Origin of the sequence: Leucobacter sp. UCD-THU (genome assembly GCF_000349545.1) — a bacterium.
In the GTDB taxonomy this organism is placed as follows: domain Bacteria; phylum Actinomycetota; class Actinomycetes; order Actinomycetales; family Microbacteriaceae; genus Leucobacter; species Leucobacter muris.
In genome coordinates, this window is sequence record NZ_KB714601.1 from 293550 (window position 1) to 306146 (window position 12597).

Consider the following 12597-nt stretch of genomic DNA (forward strand, 5'->3'; position numbering starts at 1 on the left):
CCGTGCGCGGAGTGGCGGAGCAGGCGCTGCCCCGGGGCTGAGCCTGTCAGCGGTGTGCGGTTGTCGAACATCGTCGTGTCTCTTTCCTTGCTGCGGCTCAGCAGGCCGGATCGTCGGGGAAGTCGTGGTTCGTCACGCGCCAGACGTCGTCGTCTCCGCGTGTGAGGGTGAAGCGGTGCAGGGCGCGGTTGGTGCTCGCGGCGTCTGCGCCGATGGGGACTCCGGCCGAGTCGAGCATGCGCACCGCTGTGGCGTCGACGCAGCTCACGGCGACGGCGCTGCGCTCGTCGGCGGCGGTCTCGACCGAGGTCTTGACGATTTCGGGCGCGCCGGAGATGCTCCAGCCGTTGACCACGAGCTCCTGCCACTGCGCTTCGAGTTCGGCGGCGTAGGCGCCGGCCGCGAACCCCTCGATCTGCTTGGCGAGGGCTCCGTCGTCCCCGCTGCGGGTCAGAGGTGCGCTGATGGCTGCCGCGATGAGCTCGCTCGCGGTATCCTCGGTGATTGAACCCGCATCCCCCGAGCCGCCCGCAGTTTCAGGGGAGTTCGGCGTCTCGGAGGATGCGGGGGCTTCGGTGGGCGAGGCGGTGCCCTCGGTCTCGCGCTCGGTCCCGTCGACGGGTGAGGCGGATCCGTCCGGCTGCTCTGCCCCTGCCGTGCTCAGCCAGATGCCTCCGGCTGCGACGGCGAGTGCGGCCGCAATGGTCGCGGTCAGTGCCCACCGCCTGCGCGGGGGCCCTGCCGGGCCTGCTGGTTCGTGGTTCATGGTGTCCCTGATCTCTGCGTGTGGTGGTGCCGGGCGAGCGGATCGCCGGCGGTGGATTCCGGAGAGGTTCACTCCGGAGCTCTGGGGCCCCCCGGCAGTCTGAGCCGGGCTCGGGCGAGGCGGCCGCAGGCGGCGAAGAGCGCGAGACCGACGCCCGCTGCGACGACGAGGCCGACGAAGCCCGGTCCGAGCAGCAGCCTGGCGAGCAGGGCGGGGGCGCCGACGCTGCCCAGGCAGACGACGAAGGCGAAGAGCCCCGCGGCGGGGGCGATGCGCAGCCGCAGCACGAACCGGATCTCGCACCAGGCGAGCAGCGCGTCGACGACGCACGCGATGGTCCAGGCCCACGCGGCTCCGACGATGCCCCAGGCCGCGACGAACGGCGGGATCAGCGCCACGTTGATGGCGACGACCACGGCCTTGTTGATGGCGGCGAGGCCGCTGCGTCCTGCGGTGAGCAGGATCGTCTGCACGTTGCCCGCCAGGAAGGCGACCAGCGCGCCGAGGCACATCACGGCGAGCGTCGAGGCGCCCGAGACGAAGTCGGGGCCGAGCACCGCGAGGGCGACGGGGGCGAAGACGGCGAGCAGTATGAAGACGGGGGCGCTGAAGAGCACGAGCCAGCTCGTGGCGGTGCGGTGCAGCTCGCGCACGTCGTGCTCGGCTCCGCGGTGCTGCATGCGGCTGAAGATCGGGGCGAAGACCACGCGGATCGCCGAGTCGACGATCATGCCGGCGGCGACGAAGCGGCTCGCGGCGCCGTAGACGCCGGCGGCGGCCGGACCGGCGACGGCGCCCACGACGAGCACGGAGATCCAGAGCAGCATCTGCTCGAGCGCGGCCGAGATCACGCGCGGGCCGGCGAAGCCGAGGGTGCGGGCCGGCAGCGCGGTGCCGAAGAAGCGCGCGCCCCGCCCGTAGCCGAGGCCGCGCATCTGGCGCGCCACGACCGCGAGTGCGATGGCGAGCGCGGCCGCCGCGGGCAGCGCCCACGCCAGCACGACGCCGCTCAGCGTGAGGCCGAGCAGCATCGCCGCGAGCACCGCCAGCAGCCGGGCGGCGGGCAGCCCGACGCTGCCGATCAGCACGTACTCGGCGATGCGTCCCAGCGCTCGGCTCACGGCGAGCGACGTCAGCAGCATCGCCGCGAAGGGCAGGAGGACGGCGCTGATCCGGATCGCGGCGGGCAGCGGGTCCGAGGGGTTCGCCTCGGCGGCGAGCGCGGCGCCGATCCACACCGCCGCGGCGCAGACCGTGCCCGCGACTCCCGAGACCGCGATGAGGAACCAGGAGGTGGCGCGCACCTGCTGCGGCTGGTCGTCGGCGAGGCGCGGCAGCAGCCACACCGCGGTCGAGTCCATGCCGAAGCGCGCGAAGCCGAGCGCGATCATGAGGACCGCGATGGCCTGCAGCACGATCCCGGAGTCGGCGTCGCCGAGGAAGCGGGCGAGCACCACGACCAGCAGGAAGCCGAGCAGGGCGCTCGTCGCCGAGCCCGCGAAGCTGAGCATGCTGCGGCGGCCCAGGGTCCGCTCCTCGCGCAGGGGGGCCGCGACGGCGGTCATGCGATGCTCGCAGTCAGGCGCTGCCGCGCGAGTGCGGCGATGAACTGCACGTTGCCGAGCAGGTAGCGCTTGGCCAGACGCCTCGGTTCGAGGCCCAGCCGCCAGAACCACTCGAGCCCGGCGCGGATCATCCACCGCGGCGCGCGGCGGTTCGAGCCGCTCAGCCAGTCGAACAGCCCGCCGCAGGTGAGCACGGCCGGCGGCAGCAGCTCCTCGTGCTCCTGCACCCAGCGCTCCTGCACCGGGTCGCCCATGCCGACGAAGAGGATGCCCGTGCCGTGGTCGGCGATGTCGGCCGCGATGCGCGGCACGTCGTGCTCGCCGAAGTAGCCGTGGTGGGTGCGGATCCGCGCGCCCGGGATGCGGGCGCGCAACCGTTCGGCCGCCGCCTCAGCCACCCCTTCGGCCGCGCCGAGGAAGTAGACGGGGATGCCGGCGTCGGCGGCGGCCCGCAGCACGGGCTCCGCGACGTCGGTGGTCGCGAGGCGCTCGGGCAGGCGACGGCCGAGCAGACGCGCCCCCCACACGATCGACTGCCCGTCGGCGTACGTGGTGTGCCGCTGCAGGAAGCCGCGCAGCTGCGCGTCCTTGCGGGCCAGGTTGCAGACGTGGGCGTTCACGCCCACGGCGACATCGACGCCCGGCTTGCCGGCCCACTCGATGACGGTCTCGGCGAACGAGCGCTCCGTGAACGAGTCGACCGCCACGCCCGCCACCTCGACCGAGGCGCTGCCGTGCGGGTGCACGTTGAGGTGCGACATGATCAGTACGCTCCTTCGCGGTGCACCATGACGCGCGCGGTGCGCCACATGATCTGCAGGTCGTTCATCAGCGACCAGTTCTCGACGTAGCTGAGGTCGAGCCGCACGCTCTCGTCCCACGAGAGGTCGCTGCGACCGCTCACCTGCCAGAGGCCCGTGATGCCCGGCTTCACATAGAGCCGGCGCACGACGGTGCCGTCGTAGGCGGTGACCTCGGCGGGCAGCGGCGGCCGCGGGCCGACCACGCTCATGTCGCCGCGCAGCACGTTCCAGAACTGGGGCAGCTCATCGAGCGAGAGCTTGCGCAGCACCCGCCCCACGCGGGTGACGCGCGGATCCTGCTTCATCTTGAAGAGCGGGCCGGATCCCTCGTTCCGCTCCCGCAGCTCCGAGAGGCGCTGCTCGGCGTCGACCGCCATGGTGCGGAACTTGAACATGGTGAACACGCGCCCGTCGCGCCCCACCCGCTGCTGGGAGAAGAACACGGAGCCGGGCGAGTCGAGCTTGATCAGCAGCGCCAGCACGGGGGTGATGAGCGCGATCGCGGCGAGCGCGAGCGCGGCGACGCTCACGTCTAGGCCTCGCTTCAGCAGGTGGTGCCCGCCCTCGTAGGAGGGGATCTTGATCTGCAGCATCGGCAGCCCCTCGACCGGGCGGAACGAGATGCGCGGGCCGACCACGTCGGTGACCCGGTTCGAGAGCACGAGGTTCGCCGCCGTGCCCTCGAGCCGCCAGCTGAGCTCGCGCACGAAGGAGGGCGCGTTCTCCGGCTGACTGGCGACGATGATCGTGTCGGCCCCCGCCTGCGAGGCGACCGCGGCCACCTGGTCGGCGCTGCCGCGCACCTGGTAGCGCCGGCCGCCCACGACAAGCGGGCCCCGGTCGGCGCCGAAGAGCGTGGCCGCGACCACCTGGTAGCCGCTGCCGCGATCCGCCTGCAGCGTGCGGATCACGTACTCGACGTCGGCCCGCTCCCCCACGACGAGGGTGCGCGAGGCGTAGTGGCCGATGCGGCGCTGCTCGCGCAGCCAGCGCCGCCACTCCCAGCGCGAGACGAGCAGCGCGACGAGCCCGATCGGCAACGCGGCGAAGATGAGCACCCGGTCGCCGCTCCAGTCGGCGATGAGCGCGGCGATGGCGACCGCGCCGAAGGCGAGGCCGGTGCCGTGCGCCACCCGGCGGTACTCGAGCGCGCCCGCTCCGAGGCAGCCGAGGTCGCGGCTGCGCATGCCGGTGAGGGCGAGGATCCAGAGCGTCACGAGCGCGACCGCCACGACCGGGGTCGAGCGGCTCGTGCCCACGAGCAGCGACTGCAGCAGCAGCGAGGCCCCCACCGAGGCGAGGATCACCAGCGTGTCGGACGTGCGCAGGCACCACCGGAAGTTCCGCTCCCAGCGCCGCCTGCGCTCCAGCGTGGGCGTGCGCCGCGGCGACAGCGCCACCGCTCCCGTGAACGTATCCAGCCCGCTCTCCACCAGCATGCCGACTCCCCTAGCTTGCACTCCGTCGTGAAATTGGGATCATGCTAGGAAGCGGCGGGGGCGCCGCGGGGGCAAGTTACGCAAGCCCTACGCAGGGGTTCGGCGCGGTTCCCCGAGACTCTCGCGGGGAGTCCCCTCCCGCTACGCAATCCCCCGGCCCGGCCTCTACGCACGGCCTTCGATATGGGATCTGCCGAGAATATGACAGTTCCCGCCTCCCGGGCCATACACACGGCAGATCCCAGAGGAACGGCCGTTCCCGGAGCTCACCGAATGGAGCGCTCCCGCGCCTACCGGGAGACGTGCTCGCGTCGGAACCACTGCCGCAGTTCGTCGCGACCGCTCACCCGCAGCTTCGTGAACACGTGCCGCAGGTGCGTGTCGACCGTGCGCACCGAGAGGTGGAACTGCTCGGCGATCCATCGGCTCGAGTAGCCCAGCGAGGCGAAGAGCGCGATCTCCCGCTCCCGCGACGACAGCTCCTCGGTGAGGGGCAGCGGCATCCAGATGCCGTATTCCGTGAGCCGTCTCGACGCGGGGGTGTCCCACCCGTCCCGCCCGTCCAGCAGCTCCTCGCAGTGGGCGAGCAGGGCCTCGCCGAACGGGGGGTCCATCGAGGCCGCGAGAGCCTCGATGCGCCCCCGGTAGGGCGCCGCCTCGGCGCGATCCTCGACCGCGAGCAGGCGCAGCGCGCGCAGTTCGATCGCCTCGAGCTGCTGCGTGCGCGCCCACGAGGCGAGTCGCAGCGCGAGCTCCGCCTTCTCCTCGTCGCCGTTCCACTGGCGGGCCTGCAGGGTCAGCAGCCGCAGGTACCCGGTCACGGCCTGAGAGATGCCGGAGTGCCGGCTCTCGGCGAGGCGGATCGCCCGGCGGCTCGCCGCGTGCTCGCCGAGGGCGGCGAGCGCCAGCGAGAGGGCGGCGTTCACGAGCGCCGCGACGCCGTGCCGATCGTACGCCGCGAGCCGCTCGCGCAGGCGCTCCGCCCGCTGCGCGGCCAGCCGCCACTTGCCGTCGGAGAGGCTCATCAGCACCGCGCAGGTGTCGACGAGCCCCGAGTAGTGCACGTCCGAGAACGACTGCCGCACGGCCTCGCCGAGCATCTGCCGCGCCGACTCGAGGGCGCCGCAGCCCCACGCGCCGATGAAGCCGCAGAAGCGCAGCAGGTCGGCGCTGTCGATCTGCGGCTGCTCGCCGAGCGACGCGAACGACTCGGCGTACTCCGCCACCTGAACCGCGTCCTCCTGCCGCCCGCGCTGCGCGAGGATCAGCGACGAGATCGCGCGTCCGAAGGTGCGCTCCCACTCGATCGGCATCGTGCCGAAGCGGCCGGGATCCGGCACCAGCTCGGCCGCTTCGCGCAGGCGTCCCGAGCGTCCCAGGAAGAGCACGCGGGCGTTGCGCACGATCTCCACCACGCGCGCGTCGGCCTCGGCGAACTCCCGTTCGAGCTCGTCGAGCAGCGCCTCGGCGCCCTCGGCGTCCTCCCGGTCGAGCGTGAGGTGCTCGACGAGCGCGAGCCGCAGCTTCGCGCGCAGCAGCGCGGGCACACCCGAGACGCGTCGCGTGCGTTCGACCGCGGTGCGCACGTGGTCGAGGGCCTCGGCGAGACGGGCGCGATCCCCGATGAAGCGCGCGATCTGGCTCGCCTGCTGTGCGCCGATGGTCAGCTGCAGGGTGGACGCGTCGGGGTGCGCGGCGACCGCGAGCGCGACGCGCAGCCGCAGCTGCAGCTCGTGCCCGCTGCGCAGGATCTCGAGCGCCTCCCACAGCCAGCCGAGGGGCACGCTGCGATCGGCGTCGAGCCCCATCGCCACCATGCGGAACAGCAGGCGGGGCGAGCGGTACGGATCCTCGGACCCCAGCTCGTCGTGCAGCGCGTCGAACAGCTGATTGCTCACCTCGACCAGACGCGCGGGGGTCATCTGCTCCCGCACCGCCTTGGTGAGCAGCTGGTGCTTGAGGCTGAGCGTCAGCCGGCCGCTCGGCCCGGTGCCCGCGACCAGCAGTCCCTGCTCGGTGAGGTGCGCCACGTGCACCGGGTCGAGCAGCTGGATGAAGGCGTTCTCGAACATGGGCTCGACGTGCGCGACCAGCTCGAGCGTGCGCAGTTCGGCTGCGGTGCACGTGCTGTGCAGGAACTCGCGGAACTCCGTCGGCACCGCCTCGGCGCCCGGCAGCTCGTAGACGACTCCCCGCTTGCGGCCCACGAGGCCGCGACGGTCGAGGGTGAGCGCGAGCAGCGTGAGCGACAGCGAGTTGCCCTCGGTCACCCGGTACCAGCGGCGCAGCGTCTGCAGTTCGACGTACTCGGCCCCGAGCAGCTGCACGATGAAGCGCTGCGCCTCGGCCACCGAGAGCGGGGGCACGGAGATCTTGCGCACCTGGGGGTCGCGGGCGAGCTGACCCGCGGCGCCGCTGAGCTGGCGGGTGGTGCCGACGACGCGGATCCGATGCGAACGCACGAGCCGGTCGAGCATCATGGACGCCATCGGCGAGTACTGGTCGAGGCCCTGCGCGATGAGCAGCGGCGTGCCGTTCTCGCTGTCGCGCTCGACCGCCTCGATGAGCCGGGCGGCCAGCACCTCGGGCTCCTCGATGTTGAAGTGGTCGCTGTTCTCGAGCGCGTCGGAGGCGCCGAAGAGTTCGGGGAAGTGGAAGCCGAAGTGGGTGGCGATACCCGTGAGCGGGCTCGGCGGCGGCTCCAGCGCGATCACCGAGACCGGCTCGCCGAGCCGTCCCGCCAGGGCGCCCGCCGCCTCCTGGGCGAGCCGGTTCTTGCCCGTTCCGGCCTCGCCGATCAGCAGTGCGACGCTGCCGGGCGGCCCGAGGGCCTCCAGCAGCATCTCGAGACGTTCGGGAGTGCTGCTCTCCTCGACCGTCGCGCGCGATTCAGCTGAGATCGTGAATTCGCGCTCCACCCCGTCTGCATTGAATAGTTCCATCACTCGACTCCCCCAGGGGAGCCAGTCGGCCCCCACTGCCGCCCGAAAGCCCCCTCAGAGTAGGCCGAGTTTTTTCACCCTGCACTCGACATTACGTGTTTCGCACGTACGTAAGTCTCCGCCCGGAACTCGCGACACGTCAATGGGGGTTTTGGGAAATTGTTAACTATGTGATAAATGCGTCATGCTTTCGCAGCCAACGGTGGGCGGACATGCAAAGATGAGGGCCCGGTCATCACGATTCGAAGGAGAGTCATGGCCCAGCACGCAGACAGCGGCGAGGGGGCCGCGAGCGCCGAGCAGGCCGGCTCCGCCGCCGCGCGCGAGGCGGCGTCGCACCGCCCCGCTCACGCGGCGGGCTCCGCGCGGCCTCCCGCGGCCCTCGTGATCCTCAGCTCCGTGAAGTGGAACTTCGCCTGGCAGCGCCACCACTCGCTCGCTCGCGCGGCGGCGGCGTCGGGCACGGCGGTCGTGTTCGTCGAGCCGCAGCTCAGAGACGCGCGGCAGGTCGTGGCCCGGCTGCGGCGCGGCAGCGGTGCCGCTCCCCCGACGCAGCAGGTGCCCGAGGGCGTGCGGATCCTGCGCTGGTCGCCGGTCGACCTGCTGCCCGGCGCGACCCTGCGCCGCATCCGTCGGCTGCTGGGCTCCGCTGCGGCCGACGAGACGATGGTGCTGCAGTACGTGCCCTCGCGACGAGGTCTGGCGCTGGCCCGGCGGCTCGGCCGGGGCCGGCACGTCTACGACCGCGTGCTCGACTGGTCGAGGGTGCCCGCGAACTGGTTCCCGCCGCGCGGCTGGCGCCGGGTCGAGAACGCCCTCGAGCGCGAGGCGCGCCTCGTCACCGACTCCGCCGCCATGCAACGGAAGTGGGCCGAGCGAGGCCTCGACTCAATCCTCGTGCTGCCCGCCGCCGACGACGAGTTCACCCGGCACCCCTGGTCGAGCCCGCGCGCCGACGCCCCGATCGGCTACTTCGGCACGGTGCAGGAGGGCATCATCGACCTGCCCGCCGTCGCCGCCGTCGCGCGGGCGCACCCCGTCGAGGTCGTGGGCGAGGTCGACGAGGCCTCGCGGGCCGTGCTGCGCGATGCCGGCGCGATTCTCGCCGCTCCGGTGCCCGTCGCCGAGCTGCCGCCGATCATCGACCGCTGGAGCGCGATCCTGCTCCCCTACCGCGTGGGCGACCGCAGGGAGACCCTCGTGCCGGCGAAGATCTGGAACTCGCTCGCCAGCCGTCGCCCGGTGCTCACCCTCGGGCTGGCGCTCCCCGACGGGATCGCGCAGCACACCGTGCCGCTCGACGACGCGGCATCGGTCGCCGAGGCGGCGATCGCCGCGATCGAACGCGGCGGCGACGCGGCCCCCCAGCGGGTGCCCACCTGGGCCGACGCGTGGCGCCGGATCGTCGAATTCGCCTCGCCGATCGCCTGACGCCCTTGCATCCGCACGGGCGAGGCACCACGATGAGAGCATGAACTCCTCGCCGCTCCACGCCGTCCCCGACCGCAGCACCGCCATCGACGTCGACTTCGAGAACAGCGCCGAAGACCCCGCCTTCACCCTCTTCGCGGTGTTCCGCGTCAGCTCGTCGCACCCCGTCACGATCGACGGCCGCGACGTGCCGGACGCGGTGCAGGAGCTCGAGGGCGTGGTCGAGGTCATCGAGGAGGAGGGCGTCGCCCTGCGCGGCTGGTACGACGTCAGCGGCATGCGGTCCGACGCCGACCTCATGGTCTGGCTGCACGGCACTGCGGCCGAGGATCTGCAGTGGGCCCTGCGCGAGCTGCGCCGCTCGACGCTGCTCAGCCCGCTCATCCGCACGTGGAGCGCCGTCGGCGTGCACCGCGACGCCGAGTTCAACCGCGGCCATCTGCCGGGCTTCGTGCGCGGCGTGCCGGCTCAGCAGTGGCTCGCCGTCTACCCGTTCGTGCGGTCGCCTGAATGGTACCTGCTGCCTCCCGAGGATCGGCGCACAATGCTCGCCGAGCACGGCCGCGCGGGCGCGCAGCACGCGGGCGTCGTGTCGAACACGGTGTCGGCCTTCGCACTCGGCGACTACGAGTGGCTGCTGCCGATGGAGGCCGACGACCTCACCGAGCTGGTGGACATGATGCGGGATCTGCGCGGCGTGGACGCCCGCAACTACGTGCACCTCGAGACCCCGTTCTACACGGGTCGGCGCATCGAGACCGTCGAGATCGTCGAGGTGCTGCAGTAGCGACTGCGCTCCGCCCCGAGCGGGGTGAGTAGGAATCACGGCTTTTGTCCGCCCCCGCCGGGCACGCGACCTACCATCTGGCGTGTGGGAGCATTCGCAGTACAGCAGCAGACGGCCGTGCGCCCCGGCGCCAAGGCCGGGTACATGCACGAGATCGACGGTGTGCGCGGCATCGCGCTCACGCTCGTCATGCTGTTCCACGTCTTCGGCAACGGCCGGGTCTCGGGCGGGGTCGACGTCTTCCTCGTGCTGTCGGCCTACTTCCTCACGCGCAAGCTGCTCGGCTACTTCGACCGGCCCGAGCCGGGCGGCGGGCGCAAGCGACCTGCGGCCTGGCTGCGCAAGCACTTCATCGGCGTCTCGACGCGGCTGATCCCGAGCTCGGTCATCGTGCTCTCCGCGGTGCTGATCGGCACCTGGCTGTGGGTTCCGGCGACCCGGTACCTGCAGACCTTCCGCGAGGTGTTCGCCTCGGCGCTGTATTACGAGAACTGGGAGCTCATCTCGTCGCAGCTCTCGTACGGCGCCGCGGGGCCCGATTCGAGCCCCGTGCAGCATTTCTGGTCGCTGGCCGTGCAGGGGCAGTTCTTCCTGGTCTGGCCGTTCCTGGCGCTCGCGCTCTACGCGGCCTTCGGGCGCCGCAGGGGCGCCGGCGCCGGCGATGCCCGTGCCGCGGGTGCGGGCGGCTTCTCGTTCCGAGCGGTGTTCCTCGCGACGACCGTCGTGCTGACGGTCGTGTCGTTCGTCTGGGCGCTCATCCTGGTCGATGCCGATCAGACCGTCGCCTACTTCAACACGTTCAGCCGGTTCTGGGAGCTGGGTGCGGGGGCGCTGATCGCGTTCATCCCCGCTGCCTTCTGCGCTCGGTCGTGGGTGCGGGAGGGCGGCATCTGGGTCGGGCTCGGCATGATCCTCGTGTGCGGCTTCATCTTCGACGGCGCGCGCGAGTTCCCGGGGGTGCCGGCCCTCTGGCCGGTGGGGGCGTCGCTGCTCGTGCTCTTCGGCGCGACTCGCGGCGCCCCCGACGGGTGGGCCGCGCGGGCGCTCAGCGTGGGCCCCGTCAAGTTCCTCGCCAGGATCGCCTACCAGCTGTACCTCTGGCACTGGCCCGTGCTGGTCTTCACCATGCGCGCGCGGGACGAGACGTCGGTGGGCTGGGACGTCGCGATCTTCGTGGCGGCCGTGTCGTTCGTGCTCTCGATCCTCACCGAGCGGCTCGTCTCGTCGGTCTCGCGACGATCGCTGCAGGAGTGGTCGTGGCCGCGGGCCGCCGCCGTGCCCCTGGTGCCCCTCATGCTGCTCTCGACGGTGACCGTGGGGTGGGCGCAGGCCGTGAACCAGCAGCGCAAGGCGGATCTCGCGGCGGCCGCTCAGCTCTCGCCCGAGCAGGTCGGGGCGGGCGCGCTCGCCGGCCCGCACCCGGCGGTGCGGGTCGATCCCGAGGCGCGCTTCCTGCCCACGCCCACATCGGCCTTCATCGATCTCGCCCCGATCTACCACGAGGGCTGCATCCAGTCGCACCGCGACGAGCCCGGGGCGGGCGAGGTGCTGGTCTGCGACGTCGACGACTTCGGCGCCGAGCGCACGGTGGTGCTCACCGGCGGGTCGTTCTCGGTGCAGTGGTATCCCGCGCTGCGCAGCATCGCCGAGCAGCACCACTGGCGCCTGATCGTCATCGAGAAGGACGGCTGCCGGCTCACCACCGAGCAGACCGGGGACACCTGCAGCGACTGGAACGGCGACGTCATCCGCACGATCGCGTCGTATGATCCCGACCTCGTCTTCACTCTCGGCAGCGTCGTCTCCTTCGAGGCGGACACCCCGGAGGAGATTCCGACGGGCATGGTCGAGCAGGTCGAGAAGCTCGGCGAGCTCGGCATCGAGGTGGTGGGGATCCGGGGCACCCCGAAGTTCCCCTTCGACGTGCCCGAGTGCCTCGTCGAGCACGGGGGCGATCCCGAGGCCTGCTCCCTGCCCCGGTCGCAGAAGCTCGCCTCCGACTTCTTCGAGACGCTGGCGGCCGATCTGCCGGCGAACCTCAGCATCCTCGACCTCTCCGACGCGCTGTGCGGGCCGGTCGTCTGCGAGCCGATCGTCGGCAACGTGCTCGTCTACCGCGATGACGGGCACATGACGAGCACCTACGCCCGCACCACCGAGCCGGCGCTGCTCGATGCGCTGCGCGAGGCGGAGCCGCAGCTCTTCTCGGCACAGCCGGCGACGAACTGACGCGTGCGGTCGTTCCGCGCGGGCGGAGCGACCGCACGCGTCAGTTCGAGCGCGAGGGGGCGGGGGTTGGCGGCGCGGCCGGGGCGGCCGCGGGGATCCCCGCTTCGCGCAGCAGACGCCTGTCGCGGGCGGCGACGCAGACGCGCAGCAGCACCGCGAGGCCCACGCCGACGCCGGTGCCGGTCGTGTTCGCGACCACGTCGAGCACGCTGGCGAACCGCTCGGGCAGCAGTGCGAGCTGCGCGATCTCGACCGCCGCCGAGAACCCCGCGCCGAGCAGCGCCGCGAGCCAGGCGCGGCCGAGCGGCAGCAGCAGCGCCGCGAAGAAGCCGAGCGGCACGAACATCATGATGTTCGCGGTGAACTCGAGCGCCGCGTAGCCGAACCACTCGGGCACGCCGAGGCCGTGCAGCAGCGCGAGCGCCTCCCGCACCAGCGCCCGGTGGCCGCGATCGACGGGAGCCGGGTGCAGCGTGATCACCGTCACGAGCGCTGCTCCGGCGAGCAGCCCGAGGATCCCGGCCCACACTCGGGCGGTGATCGCCGGCCGGCGCGGCACGACCGCGGATCGAGCCGCGGGCGGGGCGGCGCCGCTCACCGCCAGGGGCGGTGCGTCGGCGCCGTCGCCCGACACG

Annotated in this window: 9 protein-coding genes; 3 read left to right on the forward strand and 6 right to left on the reverse strand. The window is 72.3% G+C overall.

Annotation, left to right across the window (positions count from 1 at the left end):
• Positions 1–97 precede the first annotated feature (97 nt).
• The 5 genes from H490_RS22370 to H490_RS22390 all read right to left on the reverse strand — a co-directional run bounded on the left by H490_RS22370 (position 98) and on the right by H490_RS22390 (position 7515).
• Positions 98–766, reverse strand: coding sequence for a hypothetical protein (locus H490_RS22370; protein ID WP_017883682.1), 669 nt, complete (start codon positions 764–766; stop codon positions 98–100).
• A gap of 68 nt (positions 767–834) precedes the next feature.
• Positions 835–2331, reverse strand: coding sequence for a lipopolysaccharide biosynthesis protein (locus H490_RS22375; protein WP_017883683.1), 1497 nt, complete (start codon positions 2329–2331; stop codon positions 835–837).
• Positions 2328–3092: a WecB/TagA/CpsF family glycosyltransferase gene (locus H490_RS22380; RefSeq protein WP_017883684.1), complete on the reverse strand. Its 765-nt coding sequence runs from the start codon at positions 3090–3092 to the stop codon at positions 2328–2330. Before H490_RS22380 ends, H490_RS22375 begins: the two co-directional genes overlap by 4 nt.
• Positions 3093–3094: 2 nt before the next feature.
• Positions 3095–4573 carry a sugar transferase gene (locus H490_RS22385; protein ID WP_017883685.1) on the reverse strand — a complete coding sequence of 493 codons (1479 nt, stop codon included), beginning with the start codon at positions 4571–4573 and terminating at the stop codon, positions 3095–3097.
• Positions 4574–4863: 290 nt separating this feature from the next.
• The gene (locus tag H490_RS22390; RefSeq protein WP_081611618.1) at positions 4864–7515 is read right to left on the reverse strand and encodes a LuxR C-terminal-related transcriptional regulator; all 2652 of its coding nucleotides are present in this window, start codon (positions 7513–7515) and stop codon (positions 4864–4866) included.
• A 255-nt stretch (positions 7516–7770) separates the two neighbouring features.
• Between H490_RS22390 and H490_RS22395 the strand changes: the two genes are divergently transcribed.
• From H490_RS22395 to H490_RS22405, 3 genes are all read left to right on the forward strand, one after another.
• Positions 7771–8946, forward strand: a complete 1176-nt coding sequence (locus tag H490_RS22395; RefSeq protein ID WP_017883687.1) for a hypothetical protein — start codon at positions 7771–7773, stop codon at positions 8944–8946.
• 40 nt (positions 8947–8986) lie between these two features.
• A complete protein-coding gene (gene hemQ / locus H490_RS22400) occupies positions 8987–9733 on the forward strand; it encodes a hydrogen peroxide-dependent heme synthase (protein WP_017883688.1) in 747 nt (248 codons plus the stop codon).
• 84 nt (positions 9734–9817) lie between these two features.
• On the forward strand, positions 9818–11962 hold the full coding sequence (locus H490_RS22405; RefSeq protein ID WP_152424221.1) for an acyltransferase family protein: 2145 nt from the start codon (positions 9818–9820) through the stop codon (positions 11960–11962).
• Between the two features lie 40 nt (positions 11963–12002).
• On the opposite strand, the gene H490_RS31075 is transcribed toward H490_RS22405, so the two are convergent.
• Positions 12003–12596 (reverse strand): VanZ family protein, encoded by a 594-nt coding sequence (locus H490_RS31075; protein WP_017883690.1) that lies wholly within the window; start codon positions 12594–12596, stop codon positions 12003–12005.
• Position 12597: the final 1 nt, after the last annotated feature.

What these genes read in the sequence shown, in the direction of transcription:
- H490_RS22370 (WP_017883682.1), bottom strand. Translation starts at nt 766, where the DNA reads ATGAACCACGAACCAGCAGGCCCGGCAGGGCCCCCGCGCAGGCGGTGG.
- H490_RS22375 (WP_017883683.1), bottom strand. Translation starts at nt 2,331, where the DNA reads ATGACCGCCGTCGCGGCCCCCCTGCGCGAGGAGCGGACCCTGGGCCGC.
- H490_RS22380 (WP_017883684.1), bottom strand. Translation starts at nt 3,092, where the DNA reads ATGTCGCACCTCAACGTGCACCCGCACGGCAGCGCCTCGGTCGAGGTG.
- H490_RS22385 (WP_017883685.1), bottom strand. Translation starts at nt 4,573, where the DNA reads ATGCTGGTGGAGAGCGGGCTGGATACGTTCACGGGAGCGGTGGCGCTG.
- H490_RS22390 (WP_081611618.1), bottom strand. Translation starts at nt 7,515, where the DNA reads ATGGAACTATTCAATGCAGACGGGGTGGAGCGCGAATTCACGATCTCA.
- H490_RS22395 (WP_017883687.1), top strand. Translation starts at nt 7,771, where the DNA reads ATGGCCCAGCACGCAGACAGCGGCGAGGGGGCCGCGAGCGCCGAGCAG.
- hemQ (WP_017883688.1), top strand. Translation starts at nt 8,987, where the DNA reads ATGAACTCCTCGCCGCTCCACGCCGTCCCCGACCGCAGCACCGCCATC.